The following is a 20,939-nucleotide window of genomic DNA, read 5'->3' as shown; positions in this document are numbered from 1 at the left end:
GGAGTTGCACTATGTTTACTGTTCCTGTGTTAGATATCAAATCTGATCCGTTAGACGTGTTATTGGCTGTGGTTGGCTATCGCTTATCGATGTTGGCTGATAGCGATAACGAAGACGTTAAAGCGCTGTTTGCTGATCGCAAAGTCACTATCGAGCTTGCCAGCACTGAGGCGGATATCGCACGTTATTTTAGCTTTGATAATGGACAGTTTAGCCAACATAGCGGTCATGCAAAAGAAGCAGATTTAACGATTAACTTTAAAGATTCTATGACTGGCGTCAAGCTTTTGACTCAAGGCAGTCTTCCTGCTTTTATGACTGCCGTACAAGAAGGCAATCTGAGCATTGAGGGTGATTATAGCCTGATGATGTGGTTTAACAAGCTTGCTAAGCACATCGTGCCAGCCATTCCAGAAGAGTGTAAGCCATATATTGATAAAGCCAAACCTTATGCCTATAAAGCGCAGAAATTTGCGGAGCATTGGATTGGTTTTGCTAAGCACAAATTGGGCAAATAATCAGACATAAGTCGCTAAATCATTGAGTAGCTATTGGTTGCGCCTGAGGTGCAGCTAAAATGATTCTAATGTGCTTAATTGTAGTCATTATAAATACTAGCTAGTCGCGTTCTGACTTTCTAAAAAGGTTGCGGTATACTATATCGCAGCCTTTTTTATTATTTCAAAACCCTTAAAGGCACCGATATTCAAATTTTAATACCGTTATAAAAGGATTTATATTATGGCAGGATTGCTTAGTATCTCAGAACCTAACGCCGACAGCCAAACGCCAACTAACACGCTTAATCATTCAGCCAATGCAACCCATGACTTGCTAGCGGCACTAGCTACAGATGCCACTACAGTGAACTCAAATATGGGCGTGAAACACAGTCGTGAACAAATTGCTCAATTGTTTGATTTGCCGTTGATGGATTTATTGTTGCAAGCACAGACCGTTCATCGCCAGCATTTTACTGCCAATGAAGTGCAGATCAGCACATTGCTATCCATCAAAACCGGTAACTGTCCTGAAGATTGCGGCTACTGCTCACAATCGGGTCATCATCGCGACACAACCAACCTGCAAGCAGAGAAGCGTATCGAAGTCGATAAAGTCATTGCCGCAGCCAAGCGTGCCAAAGCCAGTGGCTCATCACGTTTTTGTATGGGTGCGGCATGGAAGCACCCTAGCGCCAAAGACATGCCCTATGTGGTTGAGCTGGTCAAAGAAGTAAAAGCCCTCGGTCTTGAGACTTGTATGACCCTTGGCATGCTCGACACTGAGCAAGCAGCGCAATTGGCGGATGCCGGATTGGATTATTACAATCACAATTTGGACACCTCGCGCCGTTATTATGAGCAGGTTGTCAGTACGCGCAGCTATGATGAGCGTTTAGATACGATTACCAATGTGCGCAATTCTGGTATTAGCGTGTGTAGCGGTAACATCGTTGGCATGGGTGAAAGCCGTGATGATCGCATCGATTGGGTGCATGAGCTGCTAAAAATGCCCAAAGCGCCAGAGTCGATTCCGGTCAATCTATTAGTGCCTATCAAAGGTACACCGATTGGCGATAAGGTATTAGCAGAAGGTGAGCTGTCCGTTCTTGAGTGGATTCGTACCATTGCGGTGACACGTATTTGCTGCCCAACCAGCTACGTGCGTCTGTCCGCTGGTCGCGAAAGCCTATCTGATGCTGAGCAAGCATTAGCCTTTATGGGTGGTGCCAATTCGTTCTTTTATGGTGACAAGCTGCTGACCACGGGTAACGCCAGTCAATCAAGCGACAATCGACTGATGCGTGAGCTTGGTTTGACCGCGCAATTTGCCGCGCCGAGAGTACCCAAGCAAGTGCCCGTTATGGATGCGATGAATGGTCATCAATCGCAAGTCGTATTGGCGGAATAGTTTGCGGTATAACGCTACCATTATTGGATAATCTGCGCTAAGCTTGCCAACATTATTGAACGCCCTAATAAACGAGGGCGTGTCCTAAAATAAGTAAGAGAGAGGATGATGCCAGATTATTTTAACTGGATTAAAGCGGCACATATTATTTCTATGGTGTGCTGGTTTGCCGCGATATTTTATTTACCGCGCCTGTTTGTTTATCATGCGATGAGCGATGATAGCATTAGCCAAGAGCGCTTTGTCATTATGGAGCGCAAGTTATATCGCGGTATTATGACGCCATCGATGATAGCGACATGGGTATTCGGTTTATGGATGTTGGGACTTGGCTGGGATGTTTATAAAACCCAAGGCTGGTTGCACGTCAAGCTGTTATTAGTGGTACTACTATCTGGCTATCACGGTGCGTGTGGTTTTTATCGCAAAAAGCTGATGGATAATCCTCACTATAAATCACACAAGTTTTGGCGCTGGTTTAATGAAGTACCAGTTTTTGCCTTAGTAATTATCGTCATTTTAGTGGTGGTCAAACCCTTCTAACATTCAGACAAAGGACTGATGACCGGCTTTAGAACTAACGATCTAAAAATAAAAAACGTCCGCTACTTTAATAAGTAACGGACGTTTTTTATTAGAACCTTTTGAACCTTAGTGCTTACACACTAGGGCGCATGATTTGATAGACATTGCTTAAATCATACACACGGTAGCGCGCAGGCTCACGGCGGTTTTCGCCTGCATAGCTCAGTATCAAGGCTTGCTTTGCACGTTCATCGACCCAACCGACGAACAAACCGCTATGCTCGACGCCATTGTAGCCATGATTGATATAATAGAGCCAATCACCGACCTCAATCTCGCTACTATTGGCATAAGGTCCTTGCCCATAAGTGCCTTTATGCACAGTATCACGAGTCACCCCTGCGCGCTTAAATACCGCATCCAGATAATCCCAACAGCCGCCTTGAACAATCGCGCGCTCGTTCAGTGCCATTTTGCGCGCGGTACTTACCACCTCACGCGCCGCCCTGTTGCTTTGCATCTCAGCACTGCTGAGTAACGGTAAATACTCACTATCGACATTGTCATAATTACCGGACAAAAATTCTGGTAATGCTCTAGGCGTTTGACGTTGTACGTCAGGATAACGATAAGCAGTATTGACAGCTGGCGGATTGGTGTAAAGGGTGTTATTAGAATAAGTCGTGGTTGAATAAGTGGTGTTGGTTGTCGGGCGAACATTGATAGGGCTTGAGCGATAGCTGCCAGCACGTTGAATCGTAGAGCGCGTGCTCACTTTGGCAGAGGGCACGGAAGAGTATGAAGGTGAAGCATAATCAGACTGGACGGACTTTTGGGCAATGAGTGCGCTCATACTATCTGCCTGAGCTTGACTGACGGCGCCAAAAGTTAATAAAAATAAGCTACACGACGCTGAAACCAACGATATGGGCAAACACGACATGGGCTAACTCCTTGCCAATAATATATAAGTCATCGCATAAATGACAATCGAACATTGCAGGCTTACTTATAAACTATTTCGCTATGCGTCTGCAAGCTTTGTGAATACATTCTCAAACCCAAATGCATTGTAAGAAAACCTTAAGACCACCTTACCATTTAAATTTAGTTGAGTTATTATTCATCCAAACGATAAAAAACTTAGGAAATAGCGTGTTATCGATTAAAAAACTGATTATTGTTTGTATTTTTATACCCACTTCTATGGTTCATGCCAATGAAGAGTGCGTCAAACCGTCAGTGAATGGTGCTACCTACGTAGGCTGTTTACGCGAAGATAAATTAACGGTGGCAACGCTTGATAACACCTTATGGGCTTTAGTCAATGAAAAAGGGGCGCTGTTAACAGATTATACGTTCGACAACTTTATTGATATTAATGACACGCTATTAGGGGTGGCTAGTGGCAGTAAAAAAGGTATCATCAACAAACAAGGAAAACAGATTTTACCGACCGTTTATGATGGCATTACGCTCTATGACAATCACTACTTTCGTCTAAATCAAGACGGAAAGTATGGAGTGGCTGATCCTCTTGGAAACATCGTATTGCCCTTGGAGTATGATTGGGTTGACAGTCTAGATAATGACCACAATCACAATCGAGCCTTGATTTCAAAACAGGAGAAAAAAGGGTTAATTGACGAAAAAGGTCATATTGTCTTACCTGCAAAATACGACCGCTTATTTTGTTGTAGAGAGCCTTATTACGGCAAAGTTGCTATAGGTAACCGATATGGTCTAACCAACGAACTAGGAAATCTACTGAGCCCAATTGAGTATCAAGAGATTAAAACGTTTTCGCATCGTCCTATGATGCTAAAAGCAAAGAAGGAGGACAAATGGGGGCTCCTAGATTTAAAAGGCAATATTCTACATCCCTTTGAGTTTGACCAACTGCCTAGCTTCTATCCCGATGAGGTTGGAATAGAAACATTCAAAAAGGATGGCAAGGTTGGCTTTATTAATAACGAAGGTAAGATTGTATCGTCAGCCAACTACGATAACATCTCCGTTTTTGACGATAAAAAATACGAATTAAAAAACGACAATCTTTACGGCCTTGCCAACTCCGCGGGTCAACTTATCGCTCCAGTTGAATACGCTGATATTAGTACCGCCGATGAACAAGATTTGAGAGTGGTTGAAAAAAACAAAAAATACGGTCTCATTAATGGTGCTGGCGAAATCATTTTAGCAGTAGAATACGATAAATTGGGATATCCAGATGATGAATCAGGTGTTCGAACGATCAGGAAAGAGGACAAGTACGGGCTTATCGATCGTCACGGCAGCATCCTGATACCCCCTGAATATGATATGCTAATTTGCTGTTATGCAAATGGCTATGGCTCTATCGCAAAAGGCCATAATCAAGGAGTCATTGATTCGTCTGGGAAGATATATTTGTCCGATGACTATGATTATGAAGGCGTCTCACTCAATGGGCTATTTTTAGTGGCACGTGATGATCTACAAGGTTTGGCTAATAAAGAAGAACAGCTCATGACTCCTATCGTATATGAAGATATATCTCCATTTAGTGATGGCCTATCAGCAGTTCAAAAAGACGGCAAATTGGGATATATAAATACTGCTGGAACGCTGGTCATTAAAAACATTTATAAGCGTGCACAAGCATTTCATGACGGTATTGCGGTTGTCAAAATAGACAATAAAAACTGGTTTATTGATAAACAAGGTCGTAAGGTTTTACCGCTACCCTTTGACAGGATTACTTATAATAATCCTAACCGCTATAGGGTCAGTAAAAACGGTAAGACTGGCATGATAGATGTGAAAGGCAACGTGCTTATACCGCCCATGTACAATAGACTGATGCAAATTGGGGCGCAGACCTACTTTGCGGCAAAACCAAACGCATGGGGTATGATAAGTTCCACCAATAAGACCATAGTGCCTATCAAATACCATGATATAAAAGAGTTTAGTATATTTGATAGTGCAACGACAGATAGTATGACGACCACAATGGTAGGGTTTTCTGACCCAGGAGACTGGCGCCTATATGATGCTCAAGGCAAGCGCCTTCATCCTGATAAGCGGTTCTCTAAAATCACAGCATTAAATAATGACAGCATTGTCGTTCAGTCAGAAGAAAAATGGGGATTAATTGACGCTAAAGGAGAAATCATCATTCCTATAGACTTTGAAGACGAGCCGCTCGATTACGGCTATAAGGATGAATTACACTTTGTAGGCGATAAGCAAACATTCATTTTCAATAAAAAAACGAAAGAATCTATTCTTATAGAGAAGCTACCTTAATAAATTAAAGCCAAAAAATAAAGTAACTCGCTGAGTATTTCAGATATTCGGTGAGGTTTAAGTGATTGCGTTACGTCATTACATATTATGATGTCTAAATACCATGCTAGATTTTTAATGCTAGGGCGTATCATCATCCATCTTGATATTCACATGGCGCTTGCCCAATGCTTGACCTTGCAAAATAGCTTTGGCAGCAGTTGCTTCTTGGGCAGTATCGAAGCCGCTAATATGGTACTTACGTGCATTGTCACTATCGACAATTTGTAGCTGTGCGCCGATGAGATTCACTTTATCGCCATCAAGCAGTTGAATATGCGCACGCTTACCGTGATTGTCATGAACCAATTCGCCTACACGCACCCACAAGATGCCGCTATTGATAACGCCACTCATGGATTTTTTACGCTGCTGGCGTTGCTTATTAAAAATAAAACTGCCGATAATAAGCAACGCCAGCGCACCAATAGCCAAACGCTCAGAGAGTAGACTCATCGCCATCGCAACTGCAACCGCACCAACCAATAACGCGGCCCCAAACCAAAACAGGCCATTATCAGCCATTGGTGGCTGATCCTGTAAGGTAATTTTGGCGCCATCATCAGTCAGCTTAAGCATGCAGTACTACCTATTATAGGATAACGATAAAATCAAAATAGACTATCAAAGTCTCTTAAGCATTAATAGCAAGTTACCAACCTAAGGCTGTTTTTTGCATGGCAATAAGCTCAGCGATGCCTTTTTCAGCGAGAATCAGCATATCGTCGGCTTGCGCACGAGTAAATGGCTTTTCTTCCGCCGTTCCTTGCAACTCGATAAACTCGCCTTTTTGGGTCATAACCACATTCAAATCGGTATCACAGCTAGCATCTTCTTCGTAGTTCAAATCTAGATACGCTTTACCATCTTTCATACCAACTGACACCGCCGCGACCAAACCAATCAGGGGATCCGCTTTTAGCTTTTTAGTTTTTTGGATACTTTCTAACGCATCAATAAGTGCAATCGCTGCACCGGTCACACTTGCAGTACGAGTACCGCCATCAGCTTGTAGCACGTCACAATCAAGATAAATGGTATTTTCACCCAGCTTGCTCAAGTCAATCATCGCCCGTAAGCTACGACCAATCAAACGCTGGATTTCTTGGGTACGACCTGACTGTTTGCCGCGTGCCGCTTCACGTTGGTTACGGGTATTGGTCGCGCGTGGCAACATACCATATTCTGCGGTGATCCAGCCTTTACCTTTACCTTTGAGCCAACGCGGTACGCCTGATTCGACACTAGCCGTACACAGTACTTTAGTATCGCCAAAGCTGACTAATACAGACCCTTCAGCATGCTTAGTATAATGGCGCTCAAAGCTGATCGAGCGAAGTTGGTCAAGCTCACGATTGTCAATACGCATAAAAATCCCTAGTACGGTGTTATAAAAGCAATGTCATAAAAATAATAAATAGAGGGTCAACTGACTAGCCAAACTTTATCTAGCACTGTGTTTATATCGTCAAATAGAATTCTATGATCGAATAGAAGCTAACTGAACGCCTTAGCGAACCCAAATCTTAAGATATCCTAACGTGGCAGCGGCGCAATAGCAAGATTCGCTCAAGCCATTACGCCGCTGCGTTGGTCAGTTGTAATGCTACATTTATTCTAACCCTTCCATCTTACGCAATTCTTTACGCAGGATTTTGCCCACGTTTGATTTTGGTAATTCATCGACGAACTGAACATGACGCGGACGCTTGTAACCAGTTAATTGCTTTTTGCCAAAATCAAGCAGCTCTTGCTCGGTCACGTCGCCTTTTTTGACCACGAATATTTTTGGTTCTTCGCCGCGCTTGTCACTTGGCACCCCAATAGCACCGCACTCTACAACTGCTGGATGCTCACTCATGGCTTCTTCGATTTCGTTCGGATAGACGTTAAAGCCAGAGACCAAAATCATGTCTTTTTTGCGATCAACGATTTTGATAAAGCCTTTTTCGTCCATGATACCGATGTCACCTGTTTTTAGGTAACCATTGGCTGTAAAGCTCTCAGCGGTTTCTTCTGGGCGATTTTGATAACCAATCATTACCTGTGGACCTTTGACACAAATCTCACCACGATCACCAATAGACACTTCTTTTTCGTCATCATCGATAAGAATCACATCGGTGCTAGAGGCCGGAATACCAATTTTACCCGTGAATTCAGCGATGGTCATGGGGTTAAAGGCCACCACAGGCGAGGTCTCAGATAAGCCATAACCTTCAACGATAGGCAAACCAGTGATTTTATGCCACTCTTTTGCCACGCTTGGCAAGACAGACATACCGCCACCGATAGCTGCTTTTAGGTTAGAGAAATCTAAGTCTGCAAAGCTTTCTTTATGTACTAAGCCATTAAACAAGGTATTGACTGCAGGAATAAAAGACGGTTTATATTTGGCCATCTCTTTGATCAGGCCGTCAAGGTCGCGAGGATTAGGAATCAGTAGTCCCGCATAACCTTGATACATACCATACATACCGCACACCATAAATGAGAACACATGATATAGCGGTAGCGCAGTCAGGATGACATCATTCGCTTCAGCATCGTCTTCAAAGGCGCTGTTCATCAAGGCGCTGATCTGTAGCATATTGGCGACTAAGTTGCCGTGCGACAACATCGCACCCTTGGCCACCCCAGTGGTACCGCCAGTATATTGCAACAACGCCACATCGCTTAGATTCATATCAGGGCGCTTATATTTGCTGGCTGAGACCGCATTTAGCGCATGCTTAAAGCTGGTGCTCTCTGGCAGACTATAAGAAGGAATCATCTTTTTGACATGGCGAGCGACGAGATTAATCACAGTGCCTTTTACCGTGCCAAGCATATCACCAAGCTTACAGACGATGACGTGCTTGACCTGACCTTTATCTTGCGCCTCTTCATAAGTCTTGGCAAAGTTTTCGACGATGAATAACGCTTTGGCACCGCTGTCGTGCAACTGATGCGACAGCTCACGGCTGGTATACAACGGGTTGACATTGACCAATACCATACCTGCCCGAATGATACCTAGCATCACAATCGGATATTGCAGGACATTGGGCATCATTACTGCCACTTTGTCGCCTTTGACCAGTCCTAACGACTGTAAATAACTAGCAATTTGGCGACTGTATAGGTCTAATTGCTTAAAGCTAATAGACGAACCCATGCAGATATAGGCAGGTTTTTGTCCATAACGGCTAAAGTTACGCTCGAACACTTCAAGTAAAGAGGTACTGTCATCTGGCATGTCGATAGTCGCATCGATACCATAACGCTCATAAGCATTCAGCCAAGGACTGTCGCTGGCTATCGTCGGCATCGTAGGAAAGGTGTTTGTCTCGGTTGCTGACTGAGTATCTTTCGCCACATTGTCGTTGGTTGTCTCTTTATTGATATTGTCCGTCATAACTTTCCCTAAATATTACCGTTAAAAAGATAGAATAATCTGCTCGACAGAGATTTTTTATGAATTCAAATAGATAAAAAATCTGATGCTCATTATTAAGCCTACTACAAATCAGGCAAAAAATTTATGCCGCTAATACGTTTTTACGACGATAATTATGCCAGCTCTATAGCGCCAAACCCGTACTACTCTATCGCTAAATAAGAAAATATATCGGCAAACACTATAGCAGTTTTACTCATAATTCTCTACGAATACTGGCAAAACACACGGCTAGAAACAAAAAAAATGATAAGGCGGTATATAAACGGCCTTATCATTTTTAGTAATCACGATGTCTTATACCATAACAATTGCTATCAGTGCTCATAGACAGTAACTGATAACAAACTGTCTAGAATAGACTGTTTATCGTCTAACCTTTTACCATCTAACCATGGTCTTTTTCTTCAAGCACTCGCAGATCTTTATGCAAAATCTTACCGACGTTCGACTTCGGTAATTCATCGATGAATTCAACATAACGAGGACGCTTATAGCCGGTCAAGTTTTCTTTACCATAAGCGATAACCTCTTCTTTAGTCAGGCTGTTATCACTACGCACGACATAAATCTTTGGTACTTCACCACTTTTTTCGTCCTCGACACCAATGACGCCACATTCTAAAATCTTTGGATGACCTGACATTACATCTTCCACTTCGTTTGGATACACGTTGAAGCCTGAGACCAAAATCATATTCTTTTTGCGATCGACAATCTTAAAGTAGCCCTCTTCATCCATCACGCCGATATCACCAGTACGGAAATAACCGTCAGAGGTCATGACTTCGGCCGTCGCATCGTCGCGTTTCCAGTAGCCTTTCATAACTTGCGGACCGCGAACACAAATTTCGCCGCGTTCACCCAGTGCCACTTCGTTACCTTCTTCATCCAAGATGGCCATATCCGTCGCTGGCATTGGTAAACCGATGTTGCCTGAGAACTCGCCTGTCCCTTGCGGATTCGCTGAGGCAACGGGAGAGGTCTCTGATAAGCCATAACCTTGTACGATCACATTACCAGTAATCTTCTGCCATTTGTCCGCCGTGTCCTTCAACACTGCCATGCCGCCGCCCATAGACATCTCAAGCTTGCTATGGTCTAACGCTTGGAAAGCTTCGCTGCTAGCAAGGGCATTGAATAAGGTGTTGACCGCAGGGAAAAATGCTGGTGGATAATCTTTATAAGCCTTAATCAAGCTCGCACCATCGCGCGGGTTTGGTACCAGCGAGCCGATACAACCACGATATAACCCATACATACCACAAACGGTAAACGAAAAAATATGATACAGCGGCAAGGCCGTCATGATAACCGGCTGCTCATTCATTTTGTCAAACTTATCAAAAGCATCGCCAAGGTAAGTATCACACTGAATCAGGTTAGCGACTAAGTTGCCATGGGTCAGCATCGCGCCTTTGGCAACACCAGTAGTACCACCGGTATACTGAAGTACCGCAACATCGTCAAGACCAATATTATTAGGGCGTTTATAGCTCTTGGCTGGGAAGCGGTTTAGCGCTTTTTTGAATTTTACGCTACCTTTGATATGGAATGCAGGTACCATTTTTTTGACATGACGCACCACTGTGTTCACAATGAGGCCTTTTAGTGGACTCATCAAATCACCCATAGAGGTCACGACTACATGATCAACCAAGTTTTTGCCAATGTCTTCATAGGTTTTGGCAAAGTTCTCTAACAGAATCAAAGCTTTGGTATCAGAGTCTTCTAACTGATGTTCAAGCTCCTTTGTCGTATAAAGCGGATTGACATTCACTAAGGTCATACCAGCGCGCAATACACCCAATACAGCAACGGGTAGCTGCAAGATGTTTGGCATCATAACCGCGACTTTATCGCCTTTTTTCAGCCCAAGTGACTGCAAATAAGCGGCAATTTGTTTGCTATAACGGTCTAAATCTTCGTAAGAGAGCTCGACATTCATGCAGACAAATGCAGTTCTACCCGCATGGTTGATGAAGTTTTGCTCAAGTATGTCGATTAAAGAAGTGTTGGCAGGTGGCATCTCAATATTATACTGAATACCAAGTTTTTCGTAAGTTTTGACCCATACTTTGTCATTACGACGAATGAGGTTGCCTTGATTTTCCATAATCTTATCTCTCCTAGTAAATAGTGCGCTATCGTTCACCCATATCAATCACAGGGTGATAAACATACGAAAACTCGGAGCGCAGGCAAATCCTCTTCAGGATGGCGAGGCTGACGAAGTGGGCGTATGGCGATGAGTAAACAATATAGCGTTAAATAGCCCTTTGTTCTTTAACATACACACTTTATACAAACTACTCAATACAAAAGATTGCTACCTGAGTTCGCAAAGTACCTTGACGCACTATATTATTTTTTATATCAATAGCTTACCTGACAATTGATAGCAGTTAACAGCAACTATTACCATATCTAACTACTGAACATTTATCCATTTATATCAGCCATCGTAGCCTAATAGCCGTTTCGTTAGCGTTTGCTGTCGAGCGCACTAGCAAGTTCTGTTAAGGTCACAAAGTTACGGCGCGTGCCCTCTTTATCGCTATTTGGTTGCTTGGTAAAGGTATTTGTCGCCAGTTTAGAGCTGTCACTATATTGCCAATCATTGATATAGTCACTCTGACTTAAGCGTTGACCAAATCCTGCAACGGCGATGGCAAACTGGGTATCTACATTGGCACTGTCTAAAGACTGGCTACGCTTATTAATCGGTTGATTAATGAGCTTAGAGCTGCCACCTTTTGGCGCTTTATAGCGAATTTTTAGATAGCCAAGCTCATTTAGTGCCTGACTGTTTTTGACGCTAGATTTGCTATCGCTATCACTATAACGGCGGTCGCTAAACAATCCTTTTGCACCAGTTGATGTCACTTCAAACAATGCAATGACTGCCTTACCTGCTCCCAACTCGCCGGCATCTACTTTGTCATTATTAAAATCTTCTTCCGCCAGTACACGGTTCTCGTAACCGATCAAGCGCCACTCGCTCACCACATTTGGATTGAACTCCACTTGTACCTTGACGTCTTTGGCAACAGTGTTAAAGGTCGCTGCCAGCTCATCGCCAAAGACTTTTTTGGCTTCAGTCAAACTGTCGATATAGCTGTAATTACCATTACCGTTGTCCGCCATCTGCTCCATCATATAATCGTTGAGATTGCCACGACCAAAACCGACAGTCGATAGAGAGATACCACGATCACGATTGGCTTTGACCAAGTCCAACATCTCGTCGACGTCACTAATACCGACATTGAAATCGCCATCGGTGAGCATGATAATACGATTGATACCGTCTTTTTTCAGCGCTTGTTGCGCTTGTCTATAGGCCAGTTTTAAGGCGTCTTCGCCATTGGTCGAGCCAGCAGCATTTAAGCTCTCTATGGCAGTAAGTATTTTGGCTTTTTGATTGCCCTTGGTCGCAGGCAATGCCACACTTGTACTGCCCGAATACGTGACAATGCTAATACTGTCTTGCGCGCGCATCTGCTCGGTGAGCAACTTCAATGACGACTGTGCTAATGGCAGTTTATCGCGTGATGACATGGAGCCTGACACATCGACCAAAAACACTAAGTTGGCGGGCGGCATAACTTGATTGGTGCTTTTATTAGACCAGCTATTATCAACTGCTTTAATCCCAACTTTGACAATTTTATTATCCTGATCGGCCTTGTCCCATGGCGAATCAACCACTTCTGTTGCGACCACAAAAGGTGCATTGGCGATACGTTTGCCATCATCAAATTGATAATTAAAATAGTTAATCAACTCCTCTACGCGCACGGCATCGACAGGTGGCAGCTGCCCGTCATTAAGATAGCGGCGCACATTGGCGTAGCTGCCAGTATCGGTATCGATGGATAGAGTGGCAACCGCCATCTCAGTAGTGCGGTGTACCGGATTGGCGTCGTTTTTTTGATAATTATCACGGTCTTTTGGCTGTACAATGATTCCTGATAATGGTCGTACACTCAACTGCGGTGCAGCGTTTATCATTCTAGTATTGGCGCTTTTCGTATAGAAACTACTTGGCGCTATCATCTCTGATTGTGCTGATGTTTCTACCACTATGACAGGTGACGTAATATTTTGGTTTGACGCTGTTGCATCTTGCGTGACGGTACTGCTCGATGTCTCTGTCATCGGTTTACTTACCTGTGATGAGCTACACGCCGTCAGTCCCATCATACTGGCGACAGCACTGACTAATAGCGCATTTTTGGTTAAAGAATGAGCATGCGTTCGTGATAAATAGGCAGGTGATATAGATGACGATGACATAATAGCTACTCCATATGATAGACGGCTTGGATAGATAGACGGCTTGGATAGACAGTTCGATGATAACGGTTCCGTGTTACAGCCTTTATAATAATTATTGCTGAGCACTATTGCATAGTGCGTTATGAAACAGGCGCTTAGTAAAAAGACAAACCATATGCGTCTGATTCACTATACTTATCTTATTTTGTAAAAGCTATCAGCCAAAGTGCCATCAGTACATCTATCTAGCACGTCACGACCTGTCGTCTATTCTGACTTATGCCTTTTTAATTTTGCCAATATCCTTTACGATAGCACTATCCTATTTGCACACTTGCACCAATTATTTATATCTATTAAAACTGATAAGTGAACTCTATTTTATGCCTGATATTATTGATAACAGTCCTGCGATTCTATCTGATGATGTGATGGATACCCGCTCCGTGGCGGAATTCACCGAACAAGCCTATCTCAACTATGCCATGTACGTCATCATGGATCGCGCGCTGCCAAATATCGCCGATGGTCTAAAACCCGTCCAGCGCCGTATCGTCTATGCCATGAGCGAGCTAGGACTAAAATCGACGGCGAAGGCGAAAAAGTCTGCGCGTACCGTCGGTGATGTGCTAGGTAAATACCATCCGCATGGTGATAGCGCCTGTTATGAGGCGATGGTTCTGATGGCACAGCCGTTTAGTTATCGCTATCCGCTGATCACCGGTCAAGGTAACTGGGGTAGCCCAGATGATCCGAAATCCTTTGCCGCGATGCGCTATACCGAAGCCAAAATGTCTGCTTATGCCAATACCTTGCTTGCAGAACTCGGACAAGGCACGGTCGATTGGCAAGATAACTTCGATGGCACCATGCAAGAGCCAACCACTCTGCCTGCCCGCCTGCCGAATATTTTATTAAACGGCACGACTGGTATTGCCGTCGGTATGGCAACCGATATCCCGCCGCATAACCTAAATGAAGTGGTACGCGCGGCTATTCGTTTGCTAAAAAATCCTGAGCTATCGGTTAAGCAATTAACCCAATCAATACCAGCACCTGATTTGCCAACGCCAGCTGAAATTATTACCAGTAAAAAAGACTTGCAGGCGATGTATGAGACTGGTCGCGGCAGCTATAAAATGCGCGCCACCTTTCATATTGACCCAAAAGAAAAAAATCTCGTCATCATCGATGCGCTTCCTTACCAAGTGTCAGGCAATAAGATTCAAGAGCAAATCGCTAAGCTCATGACGGATAAAAAGCTGCCTTGGATTACTGATATTCACGATGAATCAGACCATGAAAACGCTTGCCGTATCGTGCTTGAGCTAAAATCTACCCGCGTCGACGTGCAGCGAGTAATGAGCCATTTATTTGCCAGTACCGACCTTGAAAGCAATTACCGCGTCAATATGAATATGATTGGCCTAAATGGTAAACCTCAAGTCAAAAACCTCAAAGAAATCCTTGAAGAATGGCTCGTCTGTCGCCGCTCAGTGGTCACGCGCCGTTTGCAATATCGCCTCGATAAAATTGATAAGCGCTTGCATATCCTTGCAGGTTTGCTGATTGCTTATCTGAATATCGATGAGGTCATTCGTATTATTCGTGAAGAAGACGATCCAAAATTGTCATTGATGCAAGACTATGACCTGACTGAGATACAAGCCAATGCTATCTTGGACATTCGTCTGCGTCAGCTCGCTAAACTAGAAGAGATTGAGCTGCGCCGCGAGCAAGATGAGCTGGCAGCCGAACGCGCCATCATTCAAGAGTACTTGGACAATCCAGACAGCTTGACCAATCTGATGATTGATGAGCTCACCGCCGATATGAAGGAACACGGCAATGAGCGCGTATCGCAATTGGCGGAACGCGAAGAAGCGCAAGCGTTAAAAGAGTCTGACCTCGTACCGAGTGAGCCTGTCACTGCTATCCTATCGAAAGCGGGCTGGATACGCGCCGCCAAAGGTCATGAAGTCGATGCCGCTGGCATGAGCTATCGCTCAGGTGATAGCTATCAAGCACACGTGCGCGGTAAATCCAATGAGAGAATCTACGTGCTCGATAGTACCGGACGCAGTTATAGTATCGATGCGCATAGCCTCGCATCCGCCCGTGGTCAAGGCGATCCGCTGACCAGCGTACTCAAACCACCCGCAGGCGCAAGCTTTGAGCAGCTACTCACGGGTAACGATGATAAGCGTATCATCCTTGCCAGCTCTAACGGCTATGGCTTTATCAATACGTTAGCTAATCTTGATAGCAATCAAAAGGCGGGTAAAAAGATCATCAATCTGGCCGCCAACAGTCAGCTGTTGCCAGTAGCTCGTATCGACGCTAATACAACGAGTAGTGAAGATAACGCAGAAAAAGTCACTCCTGATCATGTCGCGGTGGTGACGAATGCTGGCTATTTATTGATTTTTGCGCTGGATGATTTGCCAGAACAAGCGCGCGGTAAAGGCAATAAGCTGATCACGCTCAAGGGCGATGAAGAGGTATTAGCTATCACGCCGCTAAGCTTGCAAGACAGCTTAATCATTACCGCGGGTAAGCGTCATGTGACTTTAAAGCCGATGGATTTGGCGAATTATACGGGCACGCGTGGTAATCGCGGTGGTCAGTTGCCAAGAGGCTTTCAGAATGTGACTGGGGTTGAGGTTGGGTGAGTAAAGTTGTAAATTTAATTCAGTAGTGTGGGTGGAGCGATAGCGAAACCCACAGTTTGGAATTAGAGTGCTTATTTTGACTTAAGCTCAGTTTATTAAGGATTGAAATGACAACTGAAAACTACTCGTCCGACGCTCCAGTTTCTACTAAAGATGAAGATATATTCTCTCGTTGGAAGTTTTCTGAACGAGTAGCACAAGTAATTGCTAATCGTCGTGATCCAAGCAGTATCGTAATTGGTCTCTATGGTAGATGGGGCGATGGTAAAACCTCAGTCCTCAACTTTATTGAACAATCTCTCAATACAAACGATGATGTTATATGTATAAAATTTAATCCTTGGCGCTTTGGTACAGAAGACCAACTCTTAATGGGATTTTTCAACCAAATAGCTAATGCTTTGGACACCAAACTAGAAACTAGAGAAGATAAACTTAAAGATATTGGCAATAAAATCCTAAAACCTATATCTAGTGCAGCTGGCATGGGAGTAGTAGGCGATATAGTATCATCTTACATTTCAATGCCTGACATAGAAATTTTCAAAAGTAGAACTGAACAACTTTTAGAAAAGTCTCAGAAGCGTGTATTAATCTTAATTGATGATGTAGATAGGTTAGATAAGACAGAAATTCATGCTTTATTTCGTCTAGTAAAATTAACCGCAGATTTTAAGTACACCTCTTACATTCTTGCATTTGATAAAGATATTGTCGCTTCATCTTTACAAGATAGATATTCGACATCTCAAGGAAACTCTGGCGAAGCGTTTCTAGAAAAAATTATTCAAGTGCCATTGCATTTACCATATATTGACAAACAAACTTTAAGAAGTTTTTGTTTTCAAGGAGTGTATACAGCTCTTGAGTTAGCTAATATCCAACTAACTGAAGAGCAGGCTCAAGATTTTGCTCGCAATTTTGTTTCTGCATTTGATAGCTGTATTACTACACCAAGAAAAGCAAAACTTTATGGCAATATTCTAACGTTCTCTTTGCCTATTTTGAAAGGTGAGGTCAATCCTGTTGACCTGATGTTAATCGAAGGAGTTAGAGCTTTCTATCCTAGGCTATACGAATCTATCAGGGATAATGAAAAACTATTTGCCGGAACATTCTCTACAAGTAGTGGCTCATTTCATGACGCTGATAAAGAACTTATCAAAACATTAATTGACAATTCGCTGAGTAAAACTGCTTCAAGTAAAAAGGAAGATTTAAAAGAGTTATTAAAAAGTATTTTCCCTAAATTACAAGCTGTTTATGGAAGAATGCACTACGCAGGAGACTCACATAAAATTTGGAATGACAACCAAAGGATATGTTCAAAAAACTATTTTTCGAGATACTTTGGTTACTCAGTATCACCTAATGATGTATCTGACATAGCAGTTACCCAGGCATTGCAGGATATAAACAACTGGAGTGAGCCTTATAATTATCAAGATAATCCTCTTAAGGACTTTATAACACCTAAGAATGCTGAAAAGGTAATACAAAAACTACGTAGCCAAGTTGACTGGAATAGTGGGAGATATCAGCCAATTATTTTATCTGTAGCGCAAGTTGGCGATATTATTCCTAATACTAGAACCTTTTTGTCTTTTAATCCTCTTGTTCAATCTGTAGTTTTAATAGCAGATATGATAATTAGTACCAATAAAAATGAACAAATAAAAATTGCTAAACTTGCGCTTGATAATGCCCCAACAATTGAATACAAAACTGAATTATACAGATGGCTGTATCATAGCGAAAATGAAAACCCTAAACCTAACTGTTTTAGCTTGGAAGAAAGAAAAGAGTTAGGTGAACACCTAGGAAACAAAATCTTTTCTGAGATTGAGTCTATTGACATCACTTCTGAAAACCCCGACTTAGTATCACGTATTTTCTGGATATTAAGTGAATATGTGGACAAAAACCGTTTGAATGATTATGTAAAGTCATTAGTTAGCTCCGACCCATCAACTGTTTATAAAATCCTTAATAATTACGTTCCTACTTTCACGAGTCTTACAGATGGAACTACGGGTAAAGAAGGTTTTAATGAAGCTAACTATAAAAGTTTATCCAAAGTTATCGATGTTTCAATTTTATTTGAATCAATTGAACGGCACTATCCTGACTTGGTAGTTAACATAAATGAATATCCAACATTGCAAAGTCGTGATGAAGATAGAGAGTCAATTATTTCTCAACAATTTGTATGGTGGTATAGAAAAGATCTTAATAAAAAGACTTTTAAAAAAATTACTCAGCTAGATAATTTGAATAGCCCTTATATCGAGAATCTGAAGAAGTTTGTAATATAGTGGATAATTAATCTACATTTTGTATTAGTATTTAGTTTGCATAAGGTGAGCCTTGCACACCGCCAACACTCGCAAATGGTGCGCGTGGCGCACCCTACTACTAACTCATCTTATGATTTTCCTACAAGTAAAACCCCAACTACGACCACTATCAAAAAAATCATAAGCTCACCGCTAGCCCCGACTGTAGCGGTATCCTGCTGAGATGGGCGAGTTGTGAGGGCTAGGTTTTGGGGTGGCTCGCAGAGCAGGAGACACCCCAAACCATAGCCCTCGCCTCGCGCGGGTAAGCAGATACAAGTGTAAGGCGGGAGAAGCTATTAATAATGTTTTATATATTCCAACCCCTACCCCTGCCGCAACCCCAAAATCGGAATCACCAAATCCTCTTCATCAGTGAGATGTTGCTGCAGTAAATCGGTCACGGCTACTAGCGTTTTATGTAGCTCTTCAGCCAGCGCTTTATCCTCTACCTCACTTCTCGCCAGCGCATCGTTTTGAATTTGCAATTTATCCAGTAGCGCATTGAGATACTCATGGTCATGACCTAATACCTCAAACCCTGCCTGTAGCTGCGGATACATCCTCACAAATTCTGGGAAAAACCCGTCATCCTCTACGCCATGATGTTGATGCAGTTTAAGCACATGCATATTGATACGTTTCAGTATCTGCGAGCGGTATTCTGCCCAGTCATACTCGCCATCAATATAAGCCTCGCTGATTTGCGTAAGGATGCGTTGGCGCTTACGAATATTGGTATGTACCTTGAGCCAACCTGAAGTTTTATAGGCATAATCGGCGGCAAACCATTGATCAGGTGGCAGCTTATTGTATAAAAACAACCAATCTGCCTCTAAGCGGCTATCTGGATGTCTTGGCGCGAGACTGAATAAATCATCGTCGAGGGCTTGTTGGCTAGTATTGTTTTGGACGAAATCAGTCATTAGGGAGTCCTCGTTTTTATTGTTAGCGTTCAATTTTTACGGCTTAACTCTTTAGCTTAATAATTACTATATGGGGTTTTTTATCCCTTCTTTATAGTGGCAACCAAGCAAAACACTTTTCTAATCTTCGCAACAATAGTATTAAAGACATTGTTTGGGCGCGAAACCAGTAACATAACCCACCATTACAACCTCATAACCGCTCATTTATAATGGCTTGTCTTAGTGAATATAAGCTTACGCCATGAGTAAACGTATCAGCCTAATTTTCCCGCATCAACTGTTTGCTGATACCTCGCTTTGGCAAGAGGAATGCTATCTGATTGAGGAAGATTTATACTTTACCCAGTTTCCTTTTCACAAGCAAAAGCTAGTCCTGCATCGCGCGAGTATGAAAGCTTATGAGCAAACGCTAATAGATGCTGGCAAAACCGTACATTATATTGACTCATCACATGAGCATAGTGACTGCCGCCAGCTCATTGCTAGCTTTGTCAGTATTAAGCATGAGCCTGATACTGACATTAATAATAGCGATGCCATTGCAAAAATATACTGCATTGATGTCGTCGATGACTGGTTACGGATACACATTCAAGAAGCCATAGTAAAAGCTGATATTGAGTTTGATGTTTCGCCAACGCCAATGTTTTTGAACCCGCTACCTATCTATTGTGACTTCTTTAGAAACAATCGACTGTTTCATCATGACTTCTATATCCAAGCGCGAAAACGTGAAAAAATCCTTATCGATGACGAGCAAAAACCTATCGGTGGGCAATGGTCATTCGATGAAAACAATCGCAAAAAGTATCCACGTAAACAGACGCCGCCTGCGGTCGAATTCCCTGAATTAACCGTATATTATGAAGAAGCAATAGCGTATGTTGAGGACAACTTTAGCACGCACTACGGTGAGGCCAATCCTGACTTTCGCTATCCGACTAGTCATATTGAGGCCGAAGCTTGGCTAGAGAATTTTTTATCGAAACGCTTCAAAGACTTTGGTAAATACGAGGACGCTATCGTTGCCGACGAGCACGTTTTGCATCATAGTATTTTAACCCCAATGCTGAATACGGGACTGTTAACGCCTGAACAAGTCATCACGCGCACGCTTGAGATTAGCGAAGCATATGACATTCCTATTAATTCCTTAGAAGGCTTTATACGCCAAATTATCGGCTGGCGCGAGTTTATGTATGGGCTCTATGAGTCTATTGGACGTAAGCAGCGCACGAGTAATTTTTGGGGTTTTAAACGTAAGATACCGCCAAGCTTTTATACCGGTGATACCGGCATTGAGCCGATTGATACCACGATTAAAAAGCTGCTTAAGACAGGTTACGCGCATCATATCGAGCGTCTAATGATCTTTGGCAACTTTATGCTGCTGTGTGAGTTTGATCCTGATGAGGTTTATCAATGGTTTATGGAGCTATCCCCCTATGGCAGGATAGTTGTCACCCCTAAAGAATAATCCAAATGGGGGCACAAGGACCAATCATGCCACGTTATA

14 protein-coding genes are annotated in these 20,939 nt (G+C 42.9%); 7 read left to right on the top strand and 7 right to left on the bottom strand.

Going from position 1 to position 20,939, the window contains the following annotated elements:
• Positions 1-11 precede the first annotated feature (11 nt).
• The 3 genes from AAEY79_RS11675 (at position 12) to hemJ (ending at position 2,454) form a co-directional block, all read left to right on the top strand.
• Positions 12-518, top strand: coding sequence for an SCP2 sterol-binding domain-containing protein (locus tag AAEY79_RS11675; RefSeq protein ID WP_025652282.1), 507 nt, complete (start codon positions 12-14; stop codon positions 516-518).
• Between the two features lie 358 nt (positions 519-876).
• Positions 877-1,911, top strand: a complete 1,035-nt coding sequence (bioB, locus tag AAEY79_RS11670) for a biotin synthase BioB (protein ID WP_025652281.1) — start codon at positions 877-879, stop codon at positions 1,909-1,911.
• A gap of 108 nt (positions 1,912-2,019) precedes the next feature.
• Positions 2,020-2,454, top strand: coding sequence for a protoporphyrinogen oxidase HemJ (hemJ, locus tag AAEY79_RS11665; protein WP_037025402.1), 435 nt, complete (start codon positions 2,020-2,022; stop codon positions 2,452-2,454).
• Between the two features lie 115 nt (positions 2,455-2,569).
• Here hemJ and AAEY79_RS11660 read toward each other — a convergent pair whose 3' ends face one another.
• A complete protein-coding gene (locus AAEY79_RS11660) occupies positions 2,570-3,379 on the bottom strand; it encodes a hypothetical protein (protein ID WP_352288450.1) in 810 nt (269 codons plus the stop codon).
• A gap of 212 nt (positions 3,380-3,591) precedes the next feature.
• Here AAEY79_RS11660 and AAEY79_RS11655 point away from each other — a divergent pair, with 212 nt between their 5' ends.
• Positions 3,592-5,727 carry a WG repeat-containing protein gene (locus AAEY79_RS11655; protein WP_352288448.1) on the top strand — a complete coding sequence of 712 codons (2,136 nt, stop codon included), beginning with the start codon at positions 3,592-3,594 and terminating at the stop codon, positions 5,725-5,727.
• Positions 5,728-5,847: 120 nt separating this feature from the next.
• Here the strand turns inward: AAEY79_RS11655 and AAEY79_RS11650 are convergent, their stop codons facing one another.
• The 5 genes from AAEY79_RS11650 to AAEY79_RS11630 form a co-directional block, all read right to left on the bottom strand.
• Positions 5,848-6,345 (bottom strand): hypothetical protein, encoded by a 498-nt coding sequence (locus AAEY79_RS11650; RefSeq protein ID WP_025652277.1) that lies wholly within the window; start codon positions 6,343-6,345, stop codon positions 5,848-5,850.
• Between the two features lie 73 nt (positions 6,346-6,418).
• Positions 6,419-7,135, bottom strand: a complete 717-nt coding sequence (gene rph / locus AAEY79_RS11645; RefSeq protein ID WP_025652276.1) for a ribonuclease PH — start codon at positions 7,133-7,135, stop codon at positions 6,419-6,421.
• Positions 7,136-7,378: 243 nt separating this feature from the next.
• Positions 7,379-9,163: an AMP-binding protein gene (locus tag AAEY79_RS11640; RefSeq protein WP_025652275.1), complete on the bottom strand. Its 1,785-nt coding sequence runs from the start codon at positions 9,161-9,163 to the stop codon at positions 7,379-7,381.
• Between the two features lie 430 nt (positions 9,164-9,593).
• Positions 9,594-11,321, bottom strand: a complete 1,728-nt coding sequence (locus tag AAEY79_RS11635) for an AMP-binding protein (RefSeq protein WP_201565547.1) — start codon at positions 11,319-11,321, stop codon at positions 9,594-9,596.
• Positions 11,322-11,689: 368 nt separating this feature from the next.
• Positions 11,690-13,504 (bottom strand): VWA domain-containing protein, encoded by a 1,815-nt coding sequence (locus AAEY79_RS11630; protein ID WP_352288444.1) that lies wholly within the window; start codon positions 13,502-13,504, stop codon positions 11,690-11,692.
• Between the two features lie 365 nt (positions 13,505-13,869).
• Between AAEY79_RS11630 and parC the strand changes: the two genes are divergently transcribed.
• Positions 13,870-16,158 (top strand): DNA topoisomerase IV subunit A, encoded by a 2,289-nt coding sequence (gene parC / locus AAEY79_RS11625; protein ID WP_352288441.1) that lies wholly within the window; start codon positions 13,870-13,872, stop codon positions 16,156-16,158.
• Between the two features lie 107 nt (positions 16,159-16,265).
• Entirely contained in the window at positions 16,266-18,473 is a 2,208-nt protein-coding gene (locus tag AAEY79_RS11620; protein ID WP_350587925.1) for a P-loop NTPase fold protein, read from the top strand.
• A 347-nt stretch (positions 18,474-18,820) separates the two neighbouring features.
• Here AAEY79_RS11620 and AAEY79_RS11615 read toward each other — a convergent pair whose 3' ends face one another.
• Entirely contained in the window at positions 18,821-19,420 is a 600-nt protein-coding gene (locus AAEY79_RS11615; RefSeq protein ID WP_350587926.1) for a hemerythrin domain-containing protein, read from the bottom strand.
• A 244-nt stretch (positions 19,421-19,664) separates the two neighbouring features.
• Between AAEY79_RS11615 and AAEY79_RS11610 the strand changes: the two genes are divergently transcribed.
• Positions 19,665-20,900 carry a cryptochrome/photolyase family protein gene (locus AAEY79_RS11610; RefSeq protein ID WP_350587927.1) on the top strand — a complete coding sequence of 412 codons (1,236 nt, stop codon included), beginning with the start codon at positions 19,665-19,667 and terminating at the stop codon, positions 20,898-20,900.
• Positions 20,901-20,939 lie beyond the last annotated feature (39 nt).

It is taken from the genome of Psychrobacter sp. GW64-MNA-CIBAN-0177 (genome assembly GCF_040309585.1).
Classification (GTDB): Bacteria; Pseudomonadota; Gammaproteobacteria; order Pseudomonadales; family Moraxellaceae; genus Psychrobacter; species Psychrobacter okhotskensis.
The sequence above is the reverse complement of the archived record's forward strand: the minus strand, read 5'-3'. Positions and strand labels throughout refer to the sequence as shown.

What these genes read in the sequence shown, in the direction of transcription:
- AAEY79_RS11620 (WP_350587925.1), top strand. Translation starts at nt 16,266, where the DNA reads ATGACAACTGAAAACTACTCGTCCGACGCTCCAGTTTCTACTAAAGAT.
- AAEY79_RS11615 (WP_350587926.1), bottom strand. Translation starts at nt 19,420, where the DNA reads ATGACTGATTTCGTCCAAAACAATACTAGCCAACAAGCCCTCGACGAT.
- AAEY79_RS11660 (WP_352288450.1), bottom strand. Translation starts at nt 3,379, where the DNA reads ATGTCGTGTTTGCCCATATCGTTGGTTTCAGCGTCGTGTAGCTTATTT.
- AAEY79_RS11610 (WP_350587927.1), top strand. Translation starts at nt 19,665, where the DNA reads ATGAGTAAACGTATCAGCCTAATTTTCCCGCATCAACTGTTTGCTGAT.
- AAEY79_RS11640 (WP_025652275.1), bottom strand. Translation starts at nt 9,163, where the DNA reads ATGACGGACAATATCAATAAAGAGACAACCAACGACAATGTGGCGAAA.
- bioB (WP_025652281.1), top strand. Translation starts at nt 877, where the DNA reads ATGGGCGTGAAACACAGTCGTGAACAAATTGCTCAATTGTTTGATTTG.
- AAEY79_RS11675 (WP_025652282.1), top strand. Translation starts at nt 12, where the DNA reads ATGTTTACTGTTCCTGTGTTAGATATCAAATCTGATCCGTTAGACGTG.
- parC (WP_352288441.1), top strand. Translation starts at nt 13,870, where the DNA reads ATGCCTGATATTATTGATAACAGTCCTGCGATTCTATCTGATGATGTG.
- hemJ (WP_037025402.1), top strand. Translation starts at nt 2,020, where the DNA reads ATGCCAGATTATTTTAACTGGATTAAAGCGGCACATATTATTTCTATG.
- AAEY79_RS11630 (WP_352288444.1), bottom strand. Translation starts at nt 13,504, where the DNA reads ATGTCATCGTCATCTATATCACCTGCCTATTTATCACGAACGCATGCT.
- rph (WP_025652276.1), bottom strand. Translation starts at nt 7,135, where the DNA reads ATGCGTATTGACAATCGTGAGCTTGACCAACTTCGCTCGATCAGCTTT.
- AAEY79_RS11635 (WP_201565547.1), bottom strand. Translation starts at nt 11,321, where the DNA reads ATGGAAAATCAAGGCAACCTCATTCGTCGTAATGACAAAGTATGGGTC.
- AAEY79_RS11650 (WP_025652277.1), bottom strand. Translation starts at nt 6,345, where the DNA reads ATGCTTAAGCTGACTGATGATGGCGCCAAAATTACCTTACAGGATCAG.